Raw genomic sequence first — 24,066 nt, forward strand, 5'->3', positions numbered from 1 at the left:
GCCCGCGGGTGAGCGGCTCTGCGAGGGGTTATCACGGAGCGGGAAGGGGGTGGCAGTTCGATGCGGGCGATCAGCGGACTCTGGCGCTGGCGGCACAACCCGCTGCGCCGTCCGACCGATCTGGTCGAGGCCTGGCTCGCTCTCGCGGCCCTGCTGCTGATCCTGGTCGTCACGCCCTTGGTTGGGTCCCTGACCGGCGGCCTGGCCCAGGACGCCCTGCAGGAGTCCGTGCGTGAACAGCGGGCGTCCCGGCACCTGGTGACCGCGACCGTGGTCCGCAAGGCGGACGGCTCCCCGCTGGACGCCGACCCCGAGACCTCCACCGGCCGGGACATGCGCACCCGGGTCGTGGCCGACTGGACCGCACCGGACGGCACCACGCACCGCGCGCCGGTCATGACGAGCATCGACACCCCCCATCCCGGCGACCGCTTCACGATATGGACGGACCGCCAGGGCCGCACGGTGGCCCGCCCGTTGGACTCCGCCACCGCGGCCACGCACGCCGTGCTCGCCGGCTTCGGCGCGGCAGTGATCGCCGCCGGGCTCGTCGAGGGCAGCAGACGGCTGATCGTCTGGCGCATGGTCCTCCGCCGGTACGCGCGTTGGGACCAGGCGTGGGACAAGGCGGGTCCGGACTGGGGCCGGACCGGCACCGGCAGTTGACGGCCTTCCGGCTCTGGTCAACCCACCGAGCGCGCGCACGCTACGGTGGACCGGCCGAACTCTTCGGCAGCACAACCCGCGTACGACGAGGTGGGGGCACATCAACGCCATGGCACAGGGCACGGTCCAGGTGACGCACACCGGCACGTCGCGGTGGCGGCGCCGCACGGGTGAGTACGCATCGCTCGCCGCCGCCCTGGAGGCCGCGGCCGACGGTGACGTCCTCACCGTCGCGCCCGGCACCTACCGGGAGAACCTCGTCGTCCAGCGGGCGGTGACCCTGCGCGGCCCCGAGGGCTCACCGGGCTCGGTGCGCATCGCGCCCGTGGACGGTGTGCCGCTGACGGTGCGCGCGTCGGCGGTGGTTCAGGACCTGCATGTCGAGGGCCAGGACGCGGCGGCGCCCGCGCTGCTGGTCGAGGAGGGCGCCCCGGAGCTGTCGGACGTCCGGATCGTCACACGGTCCGCGACCGGCATCGAGGTACGCGGAGGCGCGCGGCCGACCGTGCGGCGGTGCACCGTCGACAATCCCGCGGGCATCGGCATCGCCGTACTCGACGGCGGGGGCGGGGTGTTCGAGGAGTGCGAGGTCGTCGCGGCCGGCCAGGCGGGTATCGCCGTACGCGGCGGCGCCCACCCCCGACTGGAGCGCTGCCGTGTCCACCATGCCGCGGGCTCCGGGCTGACGGCGACCGGTGAGAACTCCGCCCTGGAGGCGGTGGGTTGCGAGGTCTACGAGGTCCGCGGCTCCGGCATCCAGGTCACCGGCCGTGCCACCGCCCACCTCACCGACTGCGATGTGCACCGCACCACCGCCGACGGCGTCACGCTCGACACGGACGCCGTGCTGACCCTGGCCGACTGCCGTATCCACGACATCCCGGAGAACGCCGTCGACCTGCGCTCGCGCTCCGTGCTCACGCTGACCCGCACGACGGTGCGTCAGTTCGGGCGCAACGGCCTGTCGGTGTGGGATCCGGGCACGCGCGTGGACGCCAACCAGTGCGAGATCTTCGACAGCACCGGCGACTATCCGGCGGTGTGGGTCAGTGACGGCGCCACCGCCGTACTGGACTCCTGCCGGGTCCACGACGTGCCGGACGCGCTGTTCGTCCTCGACCGAGGCTCCCGCGCGGACGTCGTCGACAGCGACCTGTCCCAGGTGCGCAACACCGCCGTGTCGGTGAGTGACGGCGCCACCGCACAGCTCGACGACTGCCGGATCCGGGACGCGGCGACGGGCGCCTGGTTCCGGGACCACGGCAGCGGCGGCACCCTCAACAACTGCACCCTGGACGGCACCCAGACCGGCGTGATCGTCACCAAGGGCGCCGACCCCACCATCGAGCGCTGCACCGTCGAGTCGCCGGCGGAGGCCGGGTTCTACGTCTCGGCAGGCGGCCGCGGCACCTTCCTGAACTGCCGGGTCAGAGGCAGCTCCGGTTATGGCTTCCATGTGATCGACGGCTGCCGTACGACGCTGAAGAAGTGCCGCACGGAGCGGTGCGCACGCGGCGGGTACGAGTTCGCGGACGGCGGCCCCGACTCAGCCTCCGGGGTGGGCCCCGATGTGGAGGACTGCACCAGCGACGAGAGCGCGGGCCTCAGGCAGCCGACCCCGGCGCCGGAGCCCGCCGTGCAGACAGTGAGCCAGTCCCCCGGCCTCCTCGGCGCGATCCCCGGCCAGCGCACCACCGAGCAGGAAGCGCTGATCGCCGCCACGCAGCCCGAGACGCCGACGCGGACCTCCAAGGCCGTCCTCGGTGAACTGGACGCGCTGGTGGGCCTGGAGAGCGTCAAGCGCGAGGTGCGCGCCCTCACCGACATGATCGAGGTGGGCCGGCGCCGTCAGCAGGCGGGCCTGAAGGCGGCTTCGGTCAAGCGCCACCTGGTCTTCACCGGCTCCCCCGGCACCGGCAAGACGACGGTCGCCCGCCTCTACGGCGAGATCCTCGCCTCCCTGGGCGTCCTGGAGAAGGGCCACCTGGTCGAGGTGTCCCGCGTCGACCTGGTCGGCGAGCACATCGGCTCCACGGCGATCCGCACGCAGGAGGCCTTCGACAAGGCGCGCGGCGGCGTGCTGTTCATCGACGAGGCGTACGCGCTGTCGCCGGAGGACTCGGGCCGGGACTTCGGCAAGGAGGCCATCGACACACTGGTGAAGCTGATGGAGGACCACCGGGACGCGGTCGTGGTGATCGTCGCGGGCTACACCGCCGAGATGGAGCGCTTCCTGTCGGTCAACCCGGGTGTGGCGTCCCGCTTCTCACGGACGATCACCTTCAGCGACTACGGCCCCGAGGAACTCCTGCGCATCGTCGAGCAGCAGGCCGAGGAACACGAGTACCAGCTCGGCCCCGGCCTCGCCGAGGCCCTGCTGAAGTACTTCACGGCGATCCCCAAGGGCCCGGCGTTCGGCAACGGCCGCACGGCACGCCAGACCTTCGAGGCGATGGTGGAGCGGCACGCGGGCCGGGTCGCCCAGCTCGACGAGCCGAGCACCGACGACCTGACCCTGCTGTACGCGGAGGACCTCCCCGAGCTTCCCTGAGCCAAAGGCACTGCTCAGCCGACGGTGCCCCTCACCTCTCCACCCCCGCCTCCGCCCGCTGCTCCGGCACCTCCCCGGGCCGCAGCCGCGCCAGCAGCCGCGCTCGCTCCTCGGCGAACGCCGGGTCCGCCTGGTAGTCGCCGTGGCCGAGAATCGGCGCAGGCAGAGGATGTTCAGGTGTCCGGCCGTACGCCAGGGGATCCTTGAGCGGCGCGCGGTCCACCGCGGGACCGCAGTCGCCGGACAGGTGGACGGGGCCGCCGATGGGGTCGGTGAGCCGGTACAGGTTGCGCCAGCAGTCGACCTCGGCATGCAGCGAGGAGAGGGCGGCCGGGCCGAAGTGGGCCGGGAACCAGCGGCCGTAGAGGCGCTCCAGGGGTGAGCCGTAGGTCAGAAGGGCGACGCGCTTGCGGTCGGCGGGCGTCAGCTGCCAGGCCGCGGCGGCCGCGAGCACACTGCCCTGGGAGTGCCCGGAGATGACGAGGCGGCGGCCGTCCTCGGCGCGCGTCCAGGTCGCCATCCGCCAGGTCAGGTCGGGCACGGCGCGCTCGGCGTAGCAGGGTGGCGCGAAGGGGTGCGCGGCGCGCGGCCAGAACGTGCCGACGTCCCAGAGGATGCCGATGGTGCGCCGTGCGGAGGCGTCCTTGTAGGCGCGCCGCCCCCAGGTGACGAACAGGACGAAGCCGACGCCGATCAGCCAGGAGCCCAGCGCCTGCGCGGTCTGCGCGCCGCCGTGGACGAAGGCGTACGTTCCCTCGGCGGCCTGGCTCGGTGTCTTGTCGCTGGTCAGGGCACCGATCAGGGCTCCGGCGCCCAGGAGGAGGGTGGCGGCGGCGGTGACGGCGACGACGAGAGGGGCGCGGTCGGTGAGCGTGGCCATCGCGCGCGTGCCGGCGATACGACGGGTGCGTGCCGTGTCCCGGGGTTCTCCGGCGTAGTCGAGCTCCACCGTGCCGAGTTCGGTGCGGCGCAGCAGCCAGGCCCGCCATGCCAGCCAGCCGCAGAGCAGCAGCAGGAGGATCAGCAGCGGCGGGATGACGGAGGCCTGCCAGGTCAGCAGGACCGGTGGGCCGTCGATGGAGGCGCCCGTGCCGTCCAGCCAGTCGGCCACCCGCTGGGACACCCCGCCGGACATCACGCCTCCGAGCGCGCAGGCCAGCATCGCCACGGCCGGTCCGCCCAGGCCCCGCATCGCGGCGCGCGGGTCGGGATCGGTGCGGTGGAGGACGTGGGCGACGACGCCGAGGACGATCACGAGCAGGCCCTGGAGGAAGGCGATGGCGCCGAAGGTCGCGTCGCCCGGCAGGCGGCCCTCGGACTGCCAGCCCGGGCGCTCCCATCCGGCGTACACGAGGGCGAGCACCAGCAGGGCCAGGGAGGCGAGCGGCAGGCGTCGTACGAGGTGCTGGTCGAGTTCCTGATCGAGGCGGTTCTCGCTGCGGCCCCGGCGGCAGACCACCCACACCACGACGGCCGCCCCGGCGACGATCGCCGCATCCAGCAGCCATCCGAGCGCGTTCAGCAGTACGGGTCCGCCTGAGCGGCGGTCGAAGCGTGCGGCGGCCGAGGCGACCGCCGCGGCGACCGTGAGCAGGCCGGCAGCGGTGTGCGCGGCGCGCAGCCGGGCGACCAGGCGACGGCCGTACCAGAAGCCGGGGCGGCCCAGGGAAGTGCGGCCGGGCTCCTCGTCGGGCTCGGGCTCGCGGGACATCGGCTGCTGGGACTCGTATGCGCTCCAAGTGCGGCGCGAGAGGTACCACAGCAGCCCGGTCAGTGCGGCGGGCACCAGGGCGGCGAGAGCGAGCCTGCGGCCGGGGCGGCTCCACCAGCCGCCGTGCGAGACCTCGGGTGACAGGAAGCCCAGCCAGCTGTGCCGGTCGGCGCACGCGCGCGTGCCCGCGCACTGCCAGGCCGTGAGGTCCAGGGCGACCTCGCAGGCCGCCGCGACGAGCAGGACCGTCAGGGTCAGGCCGGCCAGCCGCACGAGCAGGCCGTAGAGGCGCACGGTGCGCGCACGGCCCGGTGCGGTGGGGCGCATCCAGTGGGCGAGGTTGACCACCATGAACGGCAGTAACAGCAGCCACAGGGCGCGGGCGCTGTTTCCCGAGGTCAGGTTGCACCAGACGTACGCTTCGGGCACCGGCTTGCCCCGGTAGTCGTCCGGTCTGGATTCGGCGTCGACGTCGTCGGCGCGCCGGAAGACGGCGGCCGTGTCGTCGCCGGTGATCCGCACGGTGCGCGGATCGTCGAGCATCTCTTGAGGTGTGGTGCCGCCGACTCCGTGGACCAGGAGTTCCAGCGCCGTTCTCTTGGCTGAGGCACGTTCCACTGTTCGCACTTCCCCCGTGACGCGCGGTAGATATGTGTCCGTGCGGGTGGAAGGATCTCCGTTCCAGCGGCGGCGCACACCTCCTCTCACCGAATCTCCCCGATGCGAGTGACGGGGGAGCAACGCATGGCCTGTGGATGACATGCCCGCGTCGGGCCGGTGGTACGAGGGGGGTGAAGCCGTGCGAGGATGGGACGCCCGCACACCGGGACTGCGAGAATGGCCTCGTCGCAGCAGGTGGGCAGGCCTGTCGGACGGCTTGAGGCGAAAGGACCGGAGCGTACGTGAGTGAGAATCAGAACCTCCTCGCGGAGCAGCGGCGCGCCCTGATCCTGGACGAGGTACGGCGCCGTGGCGGGGTGCGCGTCAACGAGCTGACCCGCAAGCTCGGCGTGTCGGACATGACGGTGCGCCGCGATCTGGACGCGCTCGCTCGGCAGGGCGTGCTGGAGAAGGTGCACGGCGGTGCGGTCCCGGTGGTCGAGGCGAGCACGCACGAGCCGGGCTTCGAGGCCAAGTCGGGTCTGGAGCTGACGGCCAAGGAGGACATCGCGCGGGCCGCGGCCGAACTGGTCGCGCCGGGTTCCGCGATCGCGCTGTCGGGCGGCACCACGACGTTCGCGCTGGCGCATCAGCTGGTCGACGTGCCGGACCTGACCGTCGTCACGAATTCGGTGCGGGTCGCCGACGTCTTCCACGCCGCGCAGCGCACGACGGGCCCGCGGCAGGGCGCGGCCACGGTCGTGCTGACCGGTGGGGTGCGCACCCCGTCCGACTCGCTGGTGGGCCCGGTCGCCGACCAGGCCATCGGGACGCTCCACTTCGACGTGCTGTTCCTCGGTGTGCACGGGATATCGGTCGAGGCCGGCCTGTCCACGCCGAACCTCGCGGAGGCCGAGACCAACCGGCGCCTGGTGCAGTCGGCGCGCCGCGTCGTGGTGGTCGCCGACCACACCAAGTGGGGCGTGGTGGGGCTGAGTTCGTTCGCGGCGCTGGAGCAGGTCGACACGCTGGTGACGGACGCCGGGCTGCCGACGGACGCACGCTCGGACATCTCCGATCACCTGCGGCGGCTGGTGGTGGCGGGCGAGCCCGACGAGGTCGAGGACATCTGAGTCCGGCGCCGGACGGCGTGCAGGCATCCGAGTCGACGGTGCAGGCGTCCGAGCCGGCGCCGTCGGGCGGTGCAGACATCTGACGGAGCGCCAGCTATGGTGACGCTGCCCGGAGCGGCGTCGGCATAGGGGGTTTCGTCCATGGCTCACCTGTTGCGTGAGGTGACGCTCGACTTCGTCGCAAGCGCGCCCGTACGGCATGTCTTCGCGCGGGAGATCTCCGCTCCCCCGGAGCCGGTCTTCCGGGCACTCGCCGAGGACGTGCCCGGCTGGGCCGAGTGGTTCTCGGCGGTGACGCTGGCCCGGCCGCTGGACGACGGGGCCCGGCGTGAGGTCCGGCTCAAGGGCGGTGCGCGCTTCGAGGAGACGATCCTCGCGGCCAAGAGCCCCGAGCTGTACGCCTACCGTGTCGACGTCACCAACGCGCCGGGAGCGCGAACCCTGGTCGAGGAGTGGCGGCTGGCCCCGGCGGGCACGGGCACGCGCGTGCAGTGGACGTTCGCCGCGGACGGCACGGCACCCTTCCGGTTCACCGTCGGCCTCGCCCGGGCCGGCCTCGGCCGGGCGTTCCGGGACGCGGTGACCTCACTGGACCGACGGCTGACGTCGGGACGCGCCAGGTGAACTGAGCGCTGCTCAAGAGCACTGATCACGAGCGCTGAGAGGACCCAAGGCCCACGCCCCGCAGGTCACTCGGGCCACACGCCCGTCGCCAGGAGCTGCTCGATGGCTGCCGCGTACGGTGCGATGTCCAGGCCCTGCTCCGCCAGCCACGCGTCCGAGTAGTACTTGTCGAGGTAGCGGTCCCCCGGGTCGCACAGCAGCGTCACCACGCTCCCCCGCCGTCCCTCGGCCACCATCTCGGCGACGATCTTCAGCGCGCTCCACAGACCGGTGCCCGTCGAGCCGCCCGCCTTGCGCCCGATGGCCTGCTCCAGGGCCCGTACGGCGGCCACGCTCGCCGCGTCCGGCACCTTCATCATCCGGTCGACGGCGCCCGGCACGAAGCTGGGTTCCATGCGGGGCCGGCCGATGCCCTCGATGCGGGAGCCGCAGTCACAGGTGACGTCCGGATCGCCGGTGGTCCAGCCCTCGAAGAAACACGAGTTCTCCGGATCGGCGACACAGATGCGGGTGTCGTGCTGCATGTAGTGGACGTAGCGGGCGATGGTCGCGGAGGTGCCGCCCGTGCCGGCGGTGGCGACGACCCACGCGGGCTCCGGGAACCGTTCCAGACGGAGCTGCCGGAAGATGGATTCGGCGATGTTGTTGTTGCCGCGCCAGTCCGTGGCCCGTTCGGCGTAGGTGAACTGGTCCATGTAGTGGCCGCCGGTCTCCACCGCGAGGCGGGCGGACTCCTCGTACATCTTGCGTGAGTCGTCCACGAAGTGGCACTGCCCGCCGTGGAACTCGATCAGGCGGCACTTCTCGGCGCTCGTCGTGCGCGGCATGACCGCGATGAAGGGCACGCCGATCAGCTTCGCGAAGTACGCCTCGGACACGGCCGTCGAGCCGCTGGACGCCTCGATCACGGGGCGGTCCGGCCGGATCCAGCCATTGCACAGGCCGTAGAGGAAGAGCGAGCGTGCGAGCCGGTGCTTGAGGCTGCCGGTCGGGTGGGTCGACTCGTCCTTGAGGTACAGGTCGATGCCCCAGTGCTCCGGCAGGGGGAAGCGGAGCAGGTGCGTGTCGGCCGAGCGGTTCGCGTCCGCCTGGACCTTGCGCACGGCTTCTTTCAGCCAGGCGCGGTAGGCGACGTCGCTGTGGTCGACGTCGAGGGTCACGCCGGACGGGGTCTGCTGGATGGTGCTCACGGCGCTGCTCCTCGTGCTGTGCGGCAGCGGCGACTCGCGCGGCCGTCGATTCGAGCATAAACATCTTCCGCACGCTTCTCACCTGCATAAACACACCTTTGAGAGCCTCAAAGGCATCCCTGGACCGTTGGTCTCACCGGCCCGTGGGGGCGCATTCACGCGAGTGCTCCGAGCGCCCCCGGTCAGGCATGACGTGTGTACTGGTGCTCGACGCGGGACGCGGGCACACTGCTCCGGACGGGACGACGATCCCGAACAGGGGCACACTGGATCACGACCAGGGCCGGCCACACCGACACAGAAGGAGCCGGCACACCGACGCGCACAAGGGGGCGGGGCATGGCGGAGCCGGAGTTCACGGCCACGGGCGTGCGGATCGGGAAGCGGCTGCGCTCGCTGACCCGGGCCGGGCAGGTGCGGATCAGCGACGGCAGGGTGCAGTTGCTCACCAGTTACGGCAGCGAGATAGACAGCGCGCCGGTGCAGGCGGTGCGGGCGTCCAAGCCCTGGTTCGCGCCGGACGACAAGGCGCTGGCCGACCTCAACGGCAAGCGCTACTCCCTGACGCTGGGCGACCATGACCCCGCTCCGGGGGAGCCGGGTCCGCCTGCGGCGCGGCGGTTCATCGAGGCCGTACGGAAGGCTGCGGGGCGTAAGGGCTGAGTGACGGGGAGTTGCGGTACCGCGTCCCTTGCGTCACTCTGGTCTCACGTCACTCTGGGTTTACCGGCGATAACGCTGCGAACCAGCCCGCCGGCCACGACAGCAGGCGGCCGTTTCCTTCAAGCACCCTGCTGGATCCGTACTCCGTGTTCTTCCGGACCTCTTCAGTCGGGGAGTCGCAGCCGTGATCAGTTACCCAAGCAGGCACTGCACGGTGGAGCTCCAAGCCCTGCCGTCGCGGATCGGCCAGGTCCGCAGAATCCTTTCAGCGCAGTTGCGCTACTGGCATCTGGATCCCTTGATAGACCGCGCCGCACTCGGTCTGACCGAGCTGTTGACCAACGTCCACCAGCACGCGCAGCCGGACAAGATGTGCACCGTCGAGATCGAGCTGCTGCTCGACCGGCTCATGGTCTCGGTACGCGACCACGACCCGCGACTGCCGGTCGCGGCCGACGCCAAGGACGCCGATACGCTCGCCACGTGCGGGCGCGGGCTGGCGATGGTGGCCGCCGTCAGCGAGAGCTGGGGCGTGCGGCCGGACGGCGACTCCGGCAAGGTCGTGTGGTTCACCCTGCCGGCGCCCGTTGCCGCGGCACGGGCCGGGGTGGCCGGGGCCTCGCGGCCACCTCAGCGGGCGGCTGTTGAGGTGGACGTGGAGAAGCCTGTGCGGCGGTTTGCTGAGGTCGGGGCACGGGTTGATCTGCGCAGGCCGGAACATGCTCCCGCCCGGTCGGCCGTTGTCGGCTGATCGGGCGGTGAGGGGCTGGGGCTGTGGTGGGCGCGGGAAACGTTGGCGTTTCCAGGGTTCGGGCGGTGACTCCAGGCGGCCTCACGCTTTGAATGGTTCGGTCGCCTGCGGGGCGCCACATGCCGGTGTCGAGAGGGCGATCGTGCTCGGCGCTTCGCGCCTGCGCGCGTTCGCCCTCTCGACACCGGCGCGCCCCTCCGGCTCCCTCACGGCCGGTGTCGTCGGCCCAGTGTGGGTCGGTGGGCACTTGCCCTTGGCCCTGCTGGGCCTTGGGCGGCCGTTGGTGTAAAGGGCCGCCCGTCGGTGAGGTCACTCCGTGGCGATGGCCCTCAACACGTCCAGGCGTGCTGCGCGGCGTGCCGGGCGCAGGCCCGCCAGGGCTCCTGCTGTCAGGCCTACCAGGGCCACCACCGTGAGTTGCAGGGGTGGCATCGCGAAGGCGAAGGCGCTGTCGCTTGCTCCGTCGGAGGCCTTCACCAGTACCCAGCCGAGGAAGGCGCCGAGGGTGAGGCCGCCCGCCGTGCCGAAGGCGGCGACCAGGACCGACTCCCAGCGGACCATCGCGCGCAGCTGGGAGCGCGTCTGGCCGACGGCTCGCAGGAGGCCCAGTTCGCGGGTGCGTTCGTGGATGGCCAGGGTGAGGGTGTTGGCGATGCCGAGGAGTGCGATGAGTACCGCGAGGGCGAGCAGGGCGTAGACGAGGGTGAGCATCATGTCGATGCCACCGGCCGAGGACTGCGCGTACTCGTCCCGGGTCTGGACTTCCGGGTTGCCGTACTGAGCCGCGATCTTCTGGACCGCCGCCTTGCCCGCGTCCGTGCTCACTCCGTCCTTGAAGGAGACGGCGAGCAGGGTGTCGGCGTCCTGGGTGCGGTGCGGGGCCCAGGCGTCGCGGGTGATGACGTAGTCGCCGGCGAGTTCGGACTGGCCATAGACGGCGCGGATCGTGAAGGTCTGCTGCTGGCCGTCGGTGAAGGTGAGGCGGGCCTTGTCGCCGGTGGTGAGGTGTTGCTTGTCGGCCTCCATCTCGGTGATGGCGATTCCGTCGGTTCCCAGGTCGTGCAGGGAGCCCCGGACCTCGCCGAGGTCGAAGGTGCGTTCCAGGGCGACCGGGTCGGTGACCGTCAGGGCCCGTCCCTTGCCGTCGACCTGGGCGACGCCTCGGCCCAGGCCCACGGCCGTGTCCACCTCGGGCAGCCGTTGTACGGCGTCGGCGAGCCGGGGGCTCAGTCCGCTGCCGCCCGCGCCGAACGACGGTGTGCTCACGGCGACGTCGCCGGCGAACGAGCGGGACACCGTCTGGTCCATCGTCGCCTTCAGCGAGGCGCCGAAGACGGTGAAGAGGGAGACGACTGCCACGCCGATCATCAGGGCGCTCGCGGTCGCGGCCGTCCGCTTCGGGCTGCGCAGGGCGTTGCGCCGGGCGAGGCCGCCGGTGACGCCGCGCAGCCGGTCGAGGGGGCCGCCGAGGATGCGTATGGCCGTGGTCGACGCGACCGGGCCGAGGACCACGAAGGCGACCAGGGCGAGGACGGCGCCGGTGCCCGCCGACCAGAGGGACGGGGATGCCAGGACGCCGGTGAGGGTCACGCCGAGCGCGAGGGCGAGGAGGCTCAGGCCGGTGACGGCGCGGGTGCGGGAGGCGCCGGAAGTGTCGACTGCCGTTTCGCGCAGGGCGGCCAGCGGTGCGGTGCGGCCTGCGCGTACGGCGGGCAGCAGTGCGGAGCCGAGGCAGACCACGATGCCGACCGCGAGGGGCAGGGCCATGGACAGCGTCTTCACCACCAGGTCGCCCTCGGGGAACGGGAATCCGATCGCCGGGAAGAGTGCCTGAAGGCCGGCCGCGATGCCGATGCCGCCCGCGAGGCCGGCCGCCGACGCGGTGACGGCCACGGCGGTCGCCTCGACGAGGGCGGATGCCGTCACTTGGCGGCGTGCGGCGCCGAGGGCGCGCAACAGGGCGTTCTCGCGGGTGCGTTGGGCCACGACGATCGCGAAGGTGTTGTGGATGGAGAAGGTCGCCACCAGGAGGGCCACGCCGGAGAAGACGAGGAGGAAGGTGGTGAAGATCGTCAGGAACTGGCTGGCGATCATGTCGGTGTTCTCCTCGGCCGACTCCTGGCCGGTGATGGCCTCAACTCCCTTGGGAAGGGCGGGGGTCAGGTCGTCGACCAGTTCCTGCTGGCTCACCCCGGGGACTGCCCGCACCTGGATGCTCGCCGCCTCGCCCGGTCGGGCGGTGAGGTACTTCTCGGCGTCGGCCTGGGTCATGCCGGTGAAGGTCACCTGGGCCATGCCGTCCTCGCCGCCGAAGGTCGCGAGGCCGACGATGGTGACCTTGACGGGGTCGGGTGTGCGCAGGGTCGTGGTGTCGCCGATCTTCAGGTGGCCCTTCTCGGCCGTGCCCCGGTTGACCACGACCTCGCCGGTCTTCTGCGGGGCGCGGCCCTCGGCCAGGCGGTAGGGGTTGAGGTCGGGGTCGGTGATCCAGTTGCCGGCGAGGGTGGGCGGGCCCTGGCCGCCGATGGGGTCGCCGTTCTTGCCGACGAGTTGGCCGGCGCCCTGGATGCTGGGGGCGGCGGCCGCGACGCCGGGGATCTTCTCGATCGTGCCTGCCAGGTCCGTGTCGACCGGTTCGCGGACGCCCTCGCTCTCGCCGGGCGTGGTGATGGCGTCGGCGCTGCGGACGACGGCGTCCGTGCCGCTGGTCGCGTTGCCGAACATGGTGTCGAAGCTGGCGCGGAGCGTGTCGCCCATGACCAGGGTTCCGGCCAGGAAGGCGACACCTAGGAAGACCGCCAGGAACGTACCGGCGAAGCGGCGCTTGTGGGCGCGCAGGGAGGACACGCTCAGGCGGACGGAGGCGCTCATGGCATTCCTGGCGGTCATGACGGCACCTCGAAGGCTTTCATGCGGTCCAGGACCTTGTCGGGGGTCGGGGAGGTCATACGGTCCACCAGGCGCCCGTCGGCGAGGAAGACGACCTCGTCGGCGTGGGCGGCGGCCACGGGGTCGTGGGTGACCATGACCACCGTGCGGGCCGTCTGGCGCACCGCGCGGCCGAGCAGGCCGAGGACCTCCTCGCCGGAGCGGGAGTCGAGGTTTCCGGTGGGCTCGTCGGCGAAGACGACGTCGGGCCGCCCCGCGAACGCCCGTGCCACGGCGACGCGTTGCTGCTGGCCGCCGGAGAGTTCGGAAGGGCGGTGGTGGAGGCGGTCGCGCAGGCCGACGACGTCGATCAGCGCGTCGATCCATTCCTTGTCGCCTGCGTCGCCCTTGCCGCCCGCCAGGTCCAGGGGCAGCGTGATGTTCTCCGCGACGGTCAGCGTCGGCACCAGGTTGAACGCCTGGAAGACGAAGCCGACGCGGTCGCGCCGCAGGAGGGTCAGGCGGCGGTCGTCGAGGGTGCTCAGCTCGGTGTCGCCGATGTGGGCGGTGCCCGAGGTGAGCGTGTCGAGGCCTGCCGCGCAGTGCATGAGGGTGGATTTGCCGGAGCCCGAGGGCCCCATGATCGCGGTGAAGCGGCCGACCGGGAAGTCGACGCTCACCCCGTCCAGGGCCCTCACGCTGGTGTCGCCGGTGCCGTACACCTTCACGGCATCGACCACGCGGGCGGCGGTACGGGTGACGGTCGTGGTGGTGGTCATGCCGCACCGCCCTTGCCCGCCGTACGGCCGAACTGCTCGTCCAGGACGGACAGGCGGCGCCAGTACTCGTCCTCGTCGATCTCGCCGGAGGCGAAGCGGTGGCCGAGCACGGTGATCGGCGATTTGTCGTCGGGGGCCGGCCGCCCGGGGCCACGGCGTCCGCGCCACACGGTGCGGCGCAGCAGCGTGATGCCGCCGATCACGACGGCCGCCCAGATGAGCGGGAAGAAGAGGATCCACGGGCCGGGGCCGCCGTCGGCGAAGTGTGCCAGCGTCTGCATCTCGAGTCATCTCCCGAGTCGGTCGGATGAGGCTTTTCGGTGATGTCTCGAGACTCGCCCCGGGGAGGGGTCCGGGTCGTCGTACGGCCAGCGGCAGTGCGCGTACCTCGGGGGGAGTACGCAGCGCCGGTTCCGCTGCTCCGGACTGGCTCGACTTCTGTAACTACTAGTATGTACAGTAGCGGCATGAGCACCTCGGACCGACTGATCGAGTCCACCCGGGAGCTGTTGTGGGAGCGCGGCTATGTGGGGACCAGCCCCAGGGCCATCCTGGAGCGGGCGGGCGCCGGGCAGGGCAGCATGTACCACCACTTCAAGGGCAAGCCGGATCTCGCACTGGCCGCGATCCGGCGGACCGCCGAGGAGATGCGGGCTACCGCCGCGGGAGTACTCGACGGTCCGGGGACACCGTACGAGCGCATCGAGGCGTATCTGCGGCGCGAGCGCGATGTGCTGCGCGGCTGTCCGGTCGGGCGGCTGACGATGGACCCGGACGTCATCGCGAGCGACGAGCTGCGCGCGCCCGTCGACGAGACGCTGGACTGGCTGCGGGAGCGGCTGGCCTGGATCGTCGAGGAGGGCAAGGAGCAGGGCCAGTTCGCGCCCGGGCTCGACGGCGAGGCCATCGCGGCGACGATCGTCGCGACCGTCCAGGGCGGCTATGTCCTAGCCCGCGCATCCGGTTCGCCCGCCGCCTTCGATGCGGGCGTGCGGGGTCTGCTCTCTCTTCTCTCACCTCGCTGAGATCTCACCCCGCCGAGAAGGCGGTTCCCTCTCCGCGCCAGGAAGGCGACACCCGATGCACGCGATGCAGTACGAAATCACCCTGCCCGCCGACTACGACATGGAGATCATCCGTCGGCGCGTGGCGCACAAGGGGCATCTGCTCGACGAGTGGCGGGGCCTGGGCCTCAAGACGTATCTGATGCGCGAGCGAGGGGTGCACGGCTCGCCGGTCAACCAGTACGCGCCGTTCTATCTGTGGCACACCTTGGCGGGCATGAACTCCTTCCTCTGGGGAGGCCCCTTCCAGGGCGTTGCCGACGACTTCGGGCGGCCGTCGGTCCGGCAGTGGTCCGGGCTGGCGTACGAGGAGGGCGGCGCCGCCCGCTCTTCCGCACGGCTTGCGGTGCGGCGGCGTCAACCTGTTCCCGCCGGCGGGCTGTTGAGCGAGGTCATGGCGGACGCGGCGCGGGAGACCGGGCGGCTGGCCGGCGAGGACGGTGCGGTGCTGGCGGCGGCCGCCGTGGACACGGGCCGCTGGGAGCTCGTCCACTTCTCCCTCTGGGAACACGGCACGCCCAAGGCCGAGGGCGATGTGTTCGAGGTGCTGCACATGTCCGCGCCGGAGCGCGACCGGCTGGCCCGATCGTGTTGATCTTTGACCCGGCGGCCGCTTTCGGCCCCGGCGGCCATGCAGAGGATGGGAGGTGACAGACCGCCGTGGTCTGCCGGTACGACGAAAGGCGAGGACATGGCACTGGAGATGCGCGATCGCTGTGAGCGCTGCGAGACGGCGGCTCTGCCGCTCGACGCGCCCGCCCGCATCTGCTCGTACGAGTGCACCTTCTGTGTGCCGTGCAGCGAGGCGATGCGGGACGTCTGTCCCAACTGCGGTGGCGAGCTGGTCCCCAGACCTCGCCGCTCCTGACAAGGAGGACCCCACCCATGCCTTTCGTCCGCATCGACGCCCTCGGCTCCGACCCCGAGCGGCTGGACGCCCTCGGCCGTGCCGTGCACGACGCCCTCGTGGAGGCCGTCGGCATCCCGTCCGACGACCGGTTCCAGGTGCTGGTCGGGCACGACGGCAGCCGCAGCACCCTGCGCTACGACGACGGCTACCTCGGCGTGCGCCGGGACGACGACCTCGTGTACGTGGCGATCACGATGCGCTCCGGACGGACCCCCGCGCAGAAGCAGGCGCTGTTCCGGCGGATCGCCGAACTCGCCCACGCCTACGCGGGGACCGAGCCTCGCAATGTGTTCGTCACGCTGACCGAGAACGAACCGATCGACTGGTCCTTCGGCGAGGGAGTGGCCCAGTACGCCGAGCGCCCGGTCCCCGCCGACTCCCCTGCCCCCGGCGGAGCGTTGTCCTAGCTGCCGGGCATGGGCCGCATGTCGACACCGTGCCGTGCGGCGATCTCGATGAAGCGGTCGACGTCCGGTGGGGTGTCCGACTTCGGCGGCAGCTCGTGGCTCTGCGCCGGTTCACCGGCCTCGGCGAAGAACTTGTCCAGGCCTCCCGACGTGTAGGTGACGACGAGGCGCACCGTGCTGGTGGGTTCGAACCGCTCCAGCGTCCCCTCGGGGATGTGGAAGAGCGATCCGGGGCCTCCGTCGAACACCTCGTCGCCGACGTGGGCCCAGGTCGACGACGCTGTGATTCCCGGCGGTCCGGCGCCGGAGCCCTCTGGAGTCCGACGTCAGCCAGACAGTCGGCGGATGGCTAGAGCCTGCTGTCGTCCAGCCGTCCGATGTGGGCCACGTTCCCCCGGTCCTCGGCGTCCGTGCTCGCCTCGGCCGCGAACCAGGCGTCGAGGATCTCCTTGAGCAGCGGCTCGGAGGTGAGGCGCAGGCTGAGCGCGAGCACGTTGGCGTCGTTCCAGCGGCGGGCGCCGTCCGCGGTGTAGGCGTCGGTGCACAGGGCCGCCCGTACGCCCGGCACCTTGTTCGCGGCGATGGACGCGCCCGTGCCGGTCCAGCAGCACACCACCGCCTGGTCCGCCGTCCCGGCGGCGACTTCGCGTGCGGCGGCCTCCGAGCAGGGCGCCCACTGGGGGTTGTCGCCGGGGCTCAGTGCGCCGTGGGCGACCACCTCGTGGCCGCGCTCGCGCAGCTCGGCGACGAGGAAGCGGGCCACGGGTTCGTCCATGTCGGAGGAGACGGAGATCTTCATGCGCGGCTCCGCCCTCCCCAGGTCAGCGGCCTCGAACGGCTCGGTGACAGCAATTCTAGACATCAGTTTCGTCGGCTCGCAGTAGCGACCCGACCCTGTCCAACGCCTCACGCTGCGCCTGGAGGGCAGCATGAGTGTAGACCGACATCGCCGTGTCGAAGTGGCTGTGCCCCAAGGTGGCCTGCGTCTCGTGGGGCTTCGCGCCCGGTAGTCGCTTTCGACCCGACGCCGTGCCAGCCCACAACTCACTGGTGTCGGCTGGCTCACGACGGGCCGGAAGCTGACCGCCGAACAGCGAGTCATCGCCTGTCCGCACCCTCTGGCACCCTGTCGGCCCACCTGACTACGACGTCGAGCAGTAACGCCAGGGTCCCTCTCCTCGTAGCGTGAAGGCCGTGGCGCACGGGAAGTCGGGAGTGGAGGTCTGGCTGCTGAGCCGCTCTACGGGGGCCGACCTGTCTGCACATCTGCCCAGCGCTCTGGCTCGTCGCCGCGGCCTGTACCGAGCAGAAGCGGGCTGTCAGCTTTTCCGCCGGCTGTTCTTCCCGTCGCGGTACGCCGGAGCCCTGCCGCCGCCCCGCGCGTGCGTCGCCAACAGCGGCAGCGTACGGGGCTCCACCACCGTGGAGAGGACCACGACGCTGGTCGAGCGTGCGATGTGCGGGGAACGGGTGACTTCCAGGAGAGCCTCCTGCAGTTCCTCCTGGTTCCGGGCGGCCATGCGACAGAGCACATCGCCGGTTCCGGTGGTCGCGAAGGCGTCCAGCACGGCTGGATGGCGCTCGAGTACGTCACGGACCTCGTGCAGCGCGCCCTGTGCGATCTCAAGCGTCACAAAGGCCTGGACGGTGTAGCCCGCGGCATGCAGATCGATGTCGGGCCCGTATCCGGTGATCACGCCGGCGGACTCCATCTTCTCGATCCGGGACTGGACCGTCGCTCGCGCTACGCCGGTCAGTCTGGACAGCTCCAGGTGGCCCGCGCGGGGGTGGCCCTGGAGGGCGTTCAGCAGGGCGACGTCCAGTTCGTCGAGACCGCTCATGCAGCTACCTTTCGCCAGTGCCAGGATCAAGCGCCGTAAGTAGGCGCAGCGTATAGCAAACGTGCCCCATTGCCAGGCTGGCTTAGCAGATCGACTAGCGAATGCTGGGTATGTTGCGCAGTTGCGGGGCTGCCCGCTCATACTCCCGCTTGCCAACCCGTGTCGCCCGGCGACATCGAGCCAGCGGAGAGAACCATGAGCCTCGAGCACTCCCTCACCGACCAGGAACGACTGGCCGACCTCGGTCTCGACCAGCTGAAGCAGCTGGTCGGCCTGGTCTCCTACGACGACACCACTGACCCCTTTCCGGTGACCGGTTGGGATGCCGTCGAGTGGGTTGTCGGCAACGCCAAGCAGACGTCGCACTTCTTCCAGTCCGCCCTGGGAATGGAGCTTGTGGCCTACTCCGGTCCCGAGCACGGCAATCGCGATCACCACGCCTACGTCCTCAGGAGCGGCGCCGTCCGGTTCGTCGTCAAGGGTGGCGTGTCCCCCAACAGCCCGCTGCACGACCACCATCGCAAGCACGGCGACGGCGTCGTCGACATCGCTCTGGAGGTGCCGGATGTGGATCGCTGCATCGAGCACGCCCGCAGCCAGGGTGCGACGGTACTGGAGGAGCCTCACGACGTCGCGGACGAGCACGGGGTGCTTCGCGTCGCGGCCATCGCCACCTATGGCGAGACCCGGCACAGCCTGGTGGACCGCTCGCGCTACGAAGGCGTGTACCGGCCCGGCTATGTCGAGCTGGCCTCGTCGTACGTCAAGCGTCCGGGCGCGCCGAAGCGCCTGTTCCAGGCTCTGGACCACGTCGTGGGCAACGTGGAACTCGGCCGCATGGACGAATGGGTGGACTTCTACAACCGCGTCATGGGCTTCACGAACATGGCGGAGTTCATCGGCGACGACATCGCGACCGATTACTCGGCCCTCATGTCGAAGGTGGTGGCCAACGGCAACCACCGGGTGAAGTTCCCGCTCAACGAGCCGGCCGTAGCCAAGAAGAAGTCGCAGATCGACGAGTACCTCGAGTTCTACCAGGGACCGGGGGCGCAGCACCTGGCCCTGGCGACGAACGACATCCTCCGCACCGTGGACTGCCTCCGGGAGGAAGGCGTCGAGTTCCTCGCCACCCCGGACTCCTACTACGAGGACCCGGAGCTGCGCGCCCGCATCGGCGAGGTCCGCGTCCCCATCGAGGAACTGCACAAGCGCGGCATCCTGGTCGACCGTGACGAGGACGGCTACCTCCTGCAGATCTTCACCAAGCCGATCGGGGACCGTCCCACCGTCTTCTTCGAGTTCATCGAACGTCACGGCTCCCTCGGCTTCGGCAAGGGCAACTTCAAGGCGCTCTTCGAGGCACTGGAGCGCGAGCAGGAACGGCGGGGGAACCTCTGACGGCCGTCTGCGCCCGGGCCACCATCATCGAAGGAGCGAGAGATGGCTCACTACCTCAGCGTCGGGCACGTCCCGCCCAAGCGTCACACCCAGCACCGCACTCCCACGGGCGGGTTGTACTACGAGGAGTTGATGGGCGAGGAGGGGTTCTCCTCGGACTCCTCCCTGCTCTACCACGCCCATATACCGTCGGCCGTCCTGGGCGCGCGGAACTGGGATCTTCCGGACCAGAGCACTGTGGCGAACCACCCCCTGAAGCCCCGTCATCTCAGGCTCCACGACCTGTTCCCGAGCCAGGACTGGACGACCACCGATGCGGTGACCGGGCGGCGTCTGGTGCTGGGCAACACCGATGTGCGGCTCGGCTACGCCTCGGTCGGCCGGCCCTCACCGCTGTACCGGAACGCCACCGGCGACGAGTGCGTCTATGTCGAATCCGGCTCAGGGGTCGTCGAGACGGTCTTCGGTGACCTGACAGTGGGGCAGGGCGACTACGTCGTCCTGCCCCGGGCCACCACCCACCGATGGGTGCCGGGCGGCGACGTACCGCTGCGGCTGTACTTCATCGAGGCGAACAGCCACATCACCCCGCCCCGGCGCTTCCTGTCCCGCTACGGGCAGTTCCTGGAACACTCCCCCTACTGTGAGCGTGACCTGCGCGTGCCGACGGCACCTCGGGTGGTCGACGAGCAGGACGTCGAGGTCTACATCAAGCACCGCGGCCCTGGTGCCGGTGGGCTCGCGGGTACGGTCCATGTCCTGCCGCGGCACCCCTTCGACGTGGTGGCATGGGACGGGTGCCTGTACCCGTACGTCTTCAACATCTCGGACTACGAGCCGATCACCGGGCGTATCCACCAACCACCCCCAGCGCACCAGGTGTTCGAGGGCAACAACTTCGTCATCTGCAACTTCGTTCCCCGCAAGGTGGATTACCACCCCCTGGCCGTACCGGTCCCGTACTACCACGCCAATGTGGACTCCGACGAGGTCATGTTCTACGTCGGCGGTGACTACGAGGCACGCAAGGGCTCCGGTATCACTCAGGGCTCGGTCTCCCTTCACCCCGGCGGTCATGCGCACGGGCCGCAGCCGGGCGCCGTCGAACGCAGCCTGGGAGCGGAGTTCTTCGACGAGCTGGCGGTGATGGTCGACACCTTCCGGCCGCTGGAACTCGGCGAAGGCGGACAGGCGGTCGACGACGGGACCTATGCCTGGTCGTGGGCCGGGCGGGGGGCCGCATCGTGACCGTGCTGCCGTCACGCACAGGTGCCGGCGGGCTGAGCATGCCGTGGGTGGAGGAGTTCGGCGGATTCTTCGACGACGCCGCGCTGTTCCCCCCGGGCAACGCCCCCATGGCCACGGCGGTGGCCCGCCACTGGGAGCATCTCGACGCGTGGTACGGGCCGGCGGTGGGGACCTTCGTCTGCCCCGATCGGCGCTGGGACGAGCTCATCGGCCAACTGGACGGTGGGGGGCCCGTGCTCGACCTGTCCCTGGTCGTCGGCGGCGGTCCGGAATCTCTTGCCGCCGGCATGGCCCGCGCACAGGCGCACCCACGCGTTCGCCTCAGGGCGGTGGAGCTGCCCGTCACAGGCAGCGCGCCCGGTGGGCTGGAGGCACTGCTCCAGACCGTCGCCGCGGCCGTGCCCCGGGCCGTGACGGTCTACGCCGAGGTGGGGCTCGGCCCCGGTGTCCACCAGGCCGTGCAGGCTGTGGCCCAGGCCGGTTTCCGGGTCAAGTTCCGGACGGGCGGAACGCGGGCGGATGCCTTCCCCGACGAGACACGGCTCGCCGAGGGACTGGTGTGCGCCATGCGGCTCCGGGTCCCGTTCAAGCTCACTGCCGGTCTGCACCACGCCGTTCGCCACACCGCGTCCGGCAGCGGCTTCGAGCACCACGGTTTCCTCAACGTGCTGGCCGCCGTCGCCGCGGCTCACGACGGAGCGGACGAGGAGACCATCGCCTCCGCATTGGCCTGCAGGGAACCGGAGAGCGTGGCGCGTTGGTGCACGCCGCACCAACGGGCCGTAGCCCGAGCCTGGTTCACCTCTTTCGGAACCTGCAGTATCGACGAACCCCTGGCCGACCTCAGCGCCCTGCGGTTGCTGGGAAGGAACTGACATGCCGTCTCACTCCATACCGCGACCCGCACGGTCCTGGGTGCCGATGCGACAGGACCACCCCTTCGGCATCCAGACGCTGCCCTACGGGTCGTTCACGCGATCGGACGGCCGCGCTCGGGTCGGTGTCGCGATCGGAGACCACGTCCTCGACCTGTCGGCGGCCTGGCCTGCGCTGGCCCCCGCTGAGGAGGACCTCTTCTCCACAGGATCGCTGGACCGGTTCCTCGCCGCGGGCCCCTCGTCGTGGGACCGCGTCCGATCCACCGTCAGCAGGTGGCTCAGCGACGAGCGCGAACGTGAGCACGTCCACGGCTTCCTGCTGCCCGCGGCGGAAGCGGCCATGCTCCTGCCCTTCACGGTCGCCGACTACGTCGACTTCTACGCCTCCGAGCACCATGCCGCGAACCTGGGGAGGATGTTCCGGCCCGGCACCGATCCCCTGACGGCGAACTGGAAGCACATGCCGATCGGATACCACGGACGCGCGGGGACCGTCGTCGTCTCCGGAACCCCCGTCCCCCGTCCCCGTGGCCAGCGGCGCACCGCGGAAGGCGCCGTCACGGTCGGCCCCAGCCTGCGGCTCGACATCGAGGCCGAACTCGGCTTCGTCGTAGGAGTGCCCACCACCATGGGCGAGCAGGTCTCCCTCAGCGCCTTCGACCAGTACGTCTTCGGTGTCTGCCTGGTCAACGACTGGTCCGCACGCGACATCCAGGCATGGGAGTACGTCCCGCTCGGGCCGTTCCTGGGCAAGTCGTTCGCAACCTCCGTCTCGCCGTGGATCGTGCCTCTGGCCGCCCTGCAGGAGGCACGTACCGCGCCTCCGCCGCGTTCCCCGCGCCCGGTCGCCTATCTCGACGACAGCGGTGAGGCCCCCTGGGGGCTGGATGTACGGCTCCAGGTCAGCGTCAACGGCACCAAGGTCAGCGAGCCGTGCTTCGCGGACATGTACTGGACCGCCGCCCAGCAACTGGCCCACATGACCTTCAATGGCGCGAGCCTGCGAACAGGGGACCTCTTCGCCTCGGGAACGATCAGCGGCCCCACCGAGCAGAGCCGGGGATCGCTCATCGAACTCACGTGGAACGGCCGGGAACCGCTGGAGATCGACGGCGGTCGGCGCACCTTCCTCGAAGACGGCGACGAGGTGGTCATCACGGCGACCGCCCCGGGTCCGGCCGGGACCGTCGTGGGTCTGGGCGAAGTAAGAGGCAGGGTGGCGCCGGGCGGTGGCCGGGGCGCCGCGCCGCGGGAACCACGACACAGTGAAAGGCAGAGGTAGTGGACAAGGTTGTCTCCTCCGCGTCCGAAGCGATCGCCGGTGTCGGCGACGGGGCGCGCGTGGCGGTCGGCGGATTCGGGCTCTGCGGCATCCCCAGTGCCCTGATCGCCGCGCTCCACCAGGCGCGGGTGAGCGATCTGGAGATCGTCTCCAACAACTGCGGCGTGGACGACTGGGGTCTGGGAATCCTCCTGCACGACAGGCGGATCCGCCGGATCGTCGCCTCGTACGTGGGTGAGAACAAGGAGTTCGCGCGGCAGTACCTGGCGGGCGAACTGGAGGTCGAGCTCACCCCGCAGGGGACACTCGCCGAGCGGCTGCGGGCCGGCGGGGCCGGCATCCCGGGCTTCTACACCGTCACGGGCACCGGCACACAGGTCGCCGAAGGGGGCCTGCCATGGCGCTATCACCCGGACGGCAGCGTCGCGGTGGCCTCGCCACCGAAGAAGACCAGGGACTTCCACGTCGACGGGGTCACCCGCACCTACATCCTCGAGGAAGCGATCACCGCCGACTTCGGCTTGGTCCGAGCATGGAAAGGCGACCGGCACGGCAACCTGGTCTTCCGCCGGAGCTCGCGGAACTTCAACCCCCTGTGCGCCATGGCCGGGCGGATCACGGTCGCCGAGATCGAGCACCTGGTCGAGCCCGGCGACCTCAACCCCGACGCGATCCACGTGCCCGGAATCTACGTCCACCGCGTGCTGCCCCTGACGCCCGATCAGGCCGCCGCCAAGCGCATCGAACGCCGCACCACCCGCCCCCGACCTGACGCGGTAACCGCCGACGGCCGGAAGGTCCCCGCGGCCGCTGACACCAGAAGGCGTGAACCATGTCCCTGACCCGTGATCAGATGGCCGCCCGCGCCGCGGCGGAACTGCGCGACGGCGACTACGTCAACCTCGGCATCGGACTGCCCACGCTGGTGCCGAACCACATTCCCGACGACGTCGAGATCGTGCTGCAGTCCGAGAACGGCATCCTCGGCATCGGTGCCTATCCCCCCGCGGGAGACGAGGACCCGGACCTCATCAACGCCGGAAAGGAGACCGTGACCGTACGCAAGGGCGCCTCCTTCTTCGACTCCGCGACGTCCTTCGGGATGATCCGCGGCGGGAAGATCGACGCGGCGATTCTCGGCGCGATGCAGGTGTCCGCCGATGGCGACATCGCCAACTGGATGATCCCCGGCTCGATGGTCAAGGGAATGGGCGGGGCGATGGACCTCGTCCATGGCGCCAGGAAGGTCATCGTGCTCATGGAGCACAACGCCAAGGACGGCGCCTGCAAGATCGTGCGGAAGTGCTCTCTGCCCTACACCGGACGCCGAGTGGTCCAGCGGATCATCACCGACCTCGCTGTCCTTGACATCACCGCATCGGGCCTGGTCCTGCGCGAACTAGCACCGGACGTGACGCTGGAGCAGGTGCGGGCGAGGACGGAACCGGACTTCGCCGTCGACCTCGCCTGACGGCCGCCCAACCCTCTTTGCGTCGCCC

24 protein-coding genes are annotated in these 24,066 nt (G+C 70.7%); 16 read left to right on the forward strand and 8 right to left on the reverse strand.

The genetic code is table 11. The annotated features are described in order from the left end of the window. Positions 1-60: 60 nt before the first annotated feature. Together ACIBU0_RS31435 and ACIBU0_RS31440 are read left to right on the forward strand one after the other, a co-directional pair. Positions 61-666, forward strand: a complete 606-nt coding sequence (locus tag ACIBU0_RS31435) for a hypothetical protein (RefSeq protein ID WP_398825169.1) — start codon at positions 61-63, stop codon at positions 664-666. 109 nt (positions 667-775) lie between these two features. Beyond that, positions 776-3,217 (forward strand): right-handed parallel beta-helix repeat-containing protein, encoded by a 2,442-nt coding sequence (locus tag ACIBU0_RS31440; RefSeq protein WP_398825171.1) that lies wholly within the window; start codon positions 776-778, stop codon positions 3,215-3,217. Positions 3,218-3,248: 31 nt separating this feature from the next. Here the strand turns inward: ACIBU0_RS31440 and ACIBU0_RS31445 are convergent, their stop codons facing one another. Beyond that, positions 3,249-5,690: a hypothetical protein gene (locus tag ACIBU0_RS31445; RefSeq protein WP_398825173.1), complete on the reverse strand. Its 2,442-nt coding sequence runs from the start codon at positions 5,688-5,690 to the stop codon at positions 3,249-3,251. 140 nt (positions 5,691-5,830) lie between these two features. On the opposite strand from ACIBU0_RS31445, the gene ACIBU0_RS31450 reads away from it, so the two are divergent. Both ACIBU0_RS31450 and ACIBU0_RS31455 read left to right on the forward strand, forming a co-directional pair. Continuing rightward, on the forward strand, positions 5,831-6,661 hold the full coding sequence (locus tag ACIBU0_RS31450) for a DeoR/GlpR family DNA-binding transcription regulator (protein ID WP_398825175.1): 831 nt from the start codon (positions 5,831-5,833) through the stop codon (positions 6,659-6,661). Positions 6,662-6,802: 141 nt separating this feature from the next. Beyond that, positions 6,803-7,285: an SRPBCC family protein gene (locus tag ACIBU0_RS31455; RefSeq protein ID WP_398825177.1), complete on the forward strand. Its 483-nt coding sequence runs from the start codon at positions 6,803-6,805 to the stop codon at positions 7,283-7,285. A 65-nt stretch (positions 7,286-7,350) separates the two neighbouring features. Here the strand turns inward: ACIBU0_RS31455 and ACIBU0_RS31460 are convergent, their stop codons facing one another. Continuing rightward, positions 7,351-8,475: a PLP-dependent cysteine synthase family protein gene (locus tag ACIBU0_RS31460; RefSeq protein WP_398825179.1), complete on the reverse strand. Its 1,125-nt coding sequence runs from the start codon at positions 8,473-8,475 to the stop codon at positions 7,351-7,353. A gap of 339 nt (positions 8,476-8,814) precedes the next feature. On the opposite strand from ACIBU0_RS31460, the gene ACIBU0_RS31465 reads away from it, so the two are divergent. Continuing rightward, the gene (locus ACIBU0_RS31465; protein ID WP_398825181.1) at positions 8,815-9,138 is read left to right on the forward strand and encodes a hypothetical protein; all 324 of its coding nucleotides are present in this window, start codon (positions 8,815-8,817) and stop codon (positions 9,136-9,138) included. A gap of 184 nt (positions 9,139-9,322) precedes the next feature. Then, on the forward strand, positions 9,323-9,889 hold the full coding sequence (locus ACIBU0_RS31470) for an ATP-binding protein (RefSeq protein WP_398825183.1): 567 nt from the start codon (positions 9,323-9,325) through the stop codon (positions 9,887-9,889). Positions 9,890-10,198: 309 nt separating this feature from the next. On the opposite strand, the gene ACIBU0_RS31475 is transcribed toward ACIBU0_RS31470, so the two are convergent. The 3 genes from ACIBU0_RS31475 to ACIBU0_RS31485 are packed head-to-tail and all read right to left on the reverse strand — an operon-like array spanning position 10,199 to position 13,817. Further along, positions 10,199-12,760: an ABC transporter permease gene (locus ACIBU0_RS31475; RefSeq protein WP_398825255.1), complete on the reverse strand. Its 2,562-nt coding sequence runs from the start codon at positions 12,758-12,760 to the stop codon at positions 10,199-10,201. A 14-nt stretch (positions 12,761-12,774) separates the two neighbouring features. Beyond that, on the reverse strand, positions 12,775-13,536 hold the full coding sequence (locus ACIBU0_RS31480; RefSeq protein WP_398825185.1) for an ABC transporter ATP-binding protein: 762 nt from the start codon (positions 13,534-13,536) through the stop codon (positions 12,775-12,777). Further along, positions 13,533-13,817: an SHOCT domain-containing protein gene (locus ACIBU0_RS31485; RefSeq protein WP_398825187.1), complete on the reverse strand. Its 285-nt coding sequence runs from the start codon at positions 13,815-13,817 to the stop codon at positions 13,533-13,535. Before ACIBU0_RS31485 ends, ACIBU0_RS31480 begins: the two co-directional genes overlap by 4 nt. Before the next feature lie 171 nt (positions 13,818-13,988). Between ACIBU0_RS31485 and ACIBU0_RS31490 the strand changes: the two genes are divergently transcribed. The 4 genes from ACIBU0_RS31490 (at position 13,989) to ACIBU0_RS31505 (ending at position 15,917) form a co-directional block, all read left to right on the forward strand. Beyond that, the gene (locus tag ACIBU0_RS31490; protein ID WP_398825189.1) at positions 13,989-14,561 is read left to right on the forward strand and encodes a TetR/AcrR family transcriptional regulator; all 573 of its coding nucleotides are present in this window, start codon (positions 13,989-13,991) and stop codon (positions 14,559-14,561) included. A 55-nt stretch (positions 14,562-14,616) separates the two neighbouring features. Then, a complete protein-coding gene (locus tag ACIBU0_RS31495; protein ID WP_398825191.1) occupies positions 14,617-15,195 on the forward strand; it encodes a DUF4865 family protein in 579 nt (192 codons plus the stop codon). A 96-nt stretch (positions 15,196-15,291) separates the two neighbouring features. Continuing rightward, positions 15,292-15,468: a DUF1272 domain-containing protein gene (locus ACIBU0_RS31500; protein ID WP_129798371.1), complete on the forward strand. Its 177-nt coding sequence runs from the start codon at positions 15,292-15,294 to the stop codon at positions 15,466-15,468. 17 nt (positions 15,469-15,485) lie between these two features. Beyond that, a complete protein-coding gene (locus tag ACIBU0_RS31505) occupies positions 15,486-15,917 on the forward strand; it encodes a tautomerase family protein (protein ID WP_398825193.1) in 432 nt (143 codons plus the stop codon). On the opposite strand, the gene ACIBU0_RS31510 is transcribed toward ACIBU0_RS31505, so the two are convergent. From ACIBU0_RS31510 to ACIBU0_RS31520, 3 genes are all read right to left on the reverse strand, one after another. Further along, positions 15,914-16,165 carry a hypothetical protein gene (locus ACIBU0_RS31510; RefSeq protein ID WP_398825195.1) on the reverse strand — a complete coding sequence of 84 codons (252 nt, stop codon included), beginning with the start codon at positions 16,163-16,165 and terminating at the stop codon, positions 15,914-15,916. The two genes, ACIBU0_RS31505 and ACIBU0_RS31510, sit on opposite strands and share 4 nt — an antisense overlap. Before the next feature lie 101 nt (positions 16,166-16,266). Continuing rightward, positions 16,267-16,716 (reverse strand): RpiB/LacA/LacB family sugar-phosphate isomerase, encoded by a 450-nt coding sequence (locus tag ACIBU0_RS31515; RefSeq protein ID WP_398825197.1) that lies wholly within the window; start codon positions 16,714-16,716, stop codon positions 16,267-16,269. A gap of 520 nt (positions 16,717-17,236) precedes the next feature. Beyond that, positions 17,237-17,758 (reverse strand): Lrp/AsnC family transcriptional regulator, encoded by a 522-nt coding sequence (locus tag ACIBU0_RS31520; RefSeq protein ID WP_398825199.1) that lies wholly within the window; start codon positions 17,756-17,758, stop codon positions 17,237-17,239. Positions 17,759-17,953: 195 nt separating this feature from the next. On the opposite strand from ACIBU0_RS31520, the gene hppD reads away from it, so the two are divergent. Genes hppD through ACIBU0_RS31550 form a run of 6 tightly spaced genes read left to right on the forward strand, consistent with a single transcriptional unit; the run spans position 17,954 to position 24,038 of the window. Further along, positions 17,954-19,159 carry a 4-hydroxyphenylpyruvate dioxygenase gene (gene hppD, locus ACIBU0_RS31525; protein WP_398825201.1) on the forward strand — a complete coding sequence of 402 codons (1,206 nt, stop codon included), beginning with the start codon at positions 17,954-17,956 and terminating at the stop codon, positions 19,157-19,159. A gap of 42 nt (positions 19,160-19,201) precedes the next feature. Next, positions 19,202-20,407 (forward strand): homogentisate 1,2-dioxygenase, encoded by a 1,206-nt coding sequence (locus ACIBU0_RS31530; protein WP_398825203.1) that lies wholly within the window; start codon positions 19,202-19,204, stop codon positions 20,405-20,407. Then, a complete protein-coding gene (locus tag ACIBU0_RS31535; RefSeq protein WP_398825205.1) occupies positions 20,404-21,282 on the forward strand; it encodes a hypothetical protein in 879 nt (292 codons plus the stop codon). The genes ACIBU0_RS31530 and ACIBU0_RS31535 overlap by 4 nt, the downstream gene beginning before the upstream one ends. A gap of 1 nt (position 21,283) precedes the next feature. Beyond that, positions 21,284-22,567: a fumarylacetoacetase gene (gene fahA / locus ACIBU0_RS31540; protein ID WP_398825207.1), complete on the forward strand. Its 1,284-nt coding sequence runs from the start codon at positions 21,284-21,286 to the stop codon at positions 22,565-22,567. Next, on the forward strand, positions 22,567-23,409 hold the full coding sequence (locus ACIBU0_RS31545; protein ID WP_398825209.1) for a CoA transferase subunit A: 843 nt from the start codon (positions 22,567-22,569) through the stop codon (positions 23,407-23,409). The genes fahA and ACIBU0_RS31545 overlap by 1 nt, the downstream gene beginning before the upstream one ends. Beyond that, entirely contained in the window at positions 23,400-24,038 is a 639-nt protein-coding gene (locus tag ACIBU0_RS31550) for a CoA transferase subunit B (protein ID WP_398825211.1), read from the forward strand. Before ACIBU0_RS31545 ends, ACIBU0_RS31550 begins: the two co-directional genes overlap by 10 nt. Positions 24,039-24,066: the final 28 nt, after the last annotated feature.

Origin of the sequence: Streptomyces sp. NPDC049627, from assembly GCF_044465645.1 — a bacterium.
In the GTDB taxonomy this organism is placed as follows: Bacteria; Actinomycetota; Actinomycetes; order Streptomycetales; family Streptomycetaceae; genus Streptomyces.

What these genes read in the sequence shown, in the direction of transcription:
- ACIBU0_RS31455 (WP_398825177.1), top strand. Translation starts at nt 6,803, where the DNA reads ATGGCTCACCTGTTGCGTGAGGTGACGCTCGACTTCGTCGCAAGCGCG.
- ACIBU0_RS31465 (WP_398825181.1), top strand. Translation starts at nt 8,815, where the DNA reads ATGGCGGAGCCGGAGTTCACGGCCACGGGCGTGCGGATCGGGAAGCGG.
- ACIBU0_RS31475 (WP_398825255.1), bottom strand. Translation starts at nt 12,760, where the DNA reads ATGAGCGCCTCCGTCCGCCTGAGCGTGTCCTCCCTGCGCGCCCACAAG.
- ACIBU0_RS31520 (WP_398825199.1), bottom strand. Translation starts at nt 17,758, where the DNA reads ATGAGCGGTCTCGACGAACTGGACGTCGCCCTGCTGAACGCCCTCCAG.
- ACIBU0_RS31480 (WP_398825185.1), bottom strand. Translation starts at nt 13,536, where the DNA reads ATGACCACCACCACGACCGTCACCCGTACCGCCGCCCGCGTGGTCGAT.
- ACIBU0_RS31445 (WP_398825173.1), bottom strand. Translation starts at nt 5,690, where the DNA reads ATGTCATCCACAGGCCATGCGTTGCTCCCCCGTCACTCGCATCGGGGA.
- ACIBU0_RS31495 (WP_398825191.1), top strand. Translation starts at nt 14,617, where the DNA reads ATGCACGCGATGCAGTACGAAATCACCCTGCCCGCCGACTACGACATG.
- ACIBU0_RS31435 (WP_398825169.1), top strand. Translation starts at nt 61, where the DNA reads ATGCGGGCGATCAGCGGACTCTGGCGCTGGCGGCACAACCCGCTGCGC.
- ACIBU0_RS31550 (WP_398825211.1), top strand. Translation starts at nt 23,400, where the DNA reads ATGTCCCTGACCCGTGATCAGATGGCCGCCCGCGCCGCGGCGGAACTG.
- ACIBU0_RS31440 (WP_398825171.1), top strand. Translation starts at nt 776, where the DNA reads ATGGCACAGGGCACGGTCCAGGTGACGCACACCGGCACGTCGCGGTGG.
- ACIBU0_RS31515 (WP_398825197.1), bottom strand. Translation starts at nt 16,716, where the DNA reads ATGAAGATCTCCGTCTCCTCCGACATGGACGAACCCGTGGCCCGCTTC.
- ACIBU0_RS31485 (WP_398825187.1), bottom strand. Translation starts at nt 13,817, where the DNA reads ATGCAGACGCTGGCACACTTCGCCGACGGCGGCCCCGGCCCGTGGATC.
- ACIBU0_RS31500 (WP_129798371.1), top strand. Translation starts at nt 15,292, where the DNA reads ATGGCACTGGAGATGCGCGATCGCTGTGAGCGCTGCGAGACGGCGGCT.
- ACIBU0_RS31490 (WP_398825189.1), top strand. Translation starts at nt 13,989, where the DNA reads ATGTACAGTAGCGGCATGAGCACCTCGGACCGACTGATCGAGTCCACC.
- fahA (WP_398825207.1), top strand. Translation starts at nt 21,284, where the DNA reads ATGCCGTCTCACTCCATACCGCGACCCGCACGGTCCTGGGTGCCGATG.
- ACIBU0_RS31505 (WP_398825193.1), top strand. Translation starts at nt 15,486, where the DNA reads ATGCCTTTCGTCCGCATCGACGCCCTCGGCTCCGACCCCGAGCGGCTG.
- ACIBU0_RS31530 (WP_398825203.1), top strand. Translation starts at nt 19,202, where the DNA reads ATGGCTCACTACCTCAGCGTCGGGCACGTCCCGCCCAAGCGTCACACC.
- hppD (WP_398825201.1), top strand. Translation starts at nt 17,954, where the DNA reads ATGAGCCTCGAGCACTCCCTCACCGACCAGGAACGACTGGCCGACCTC.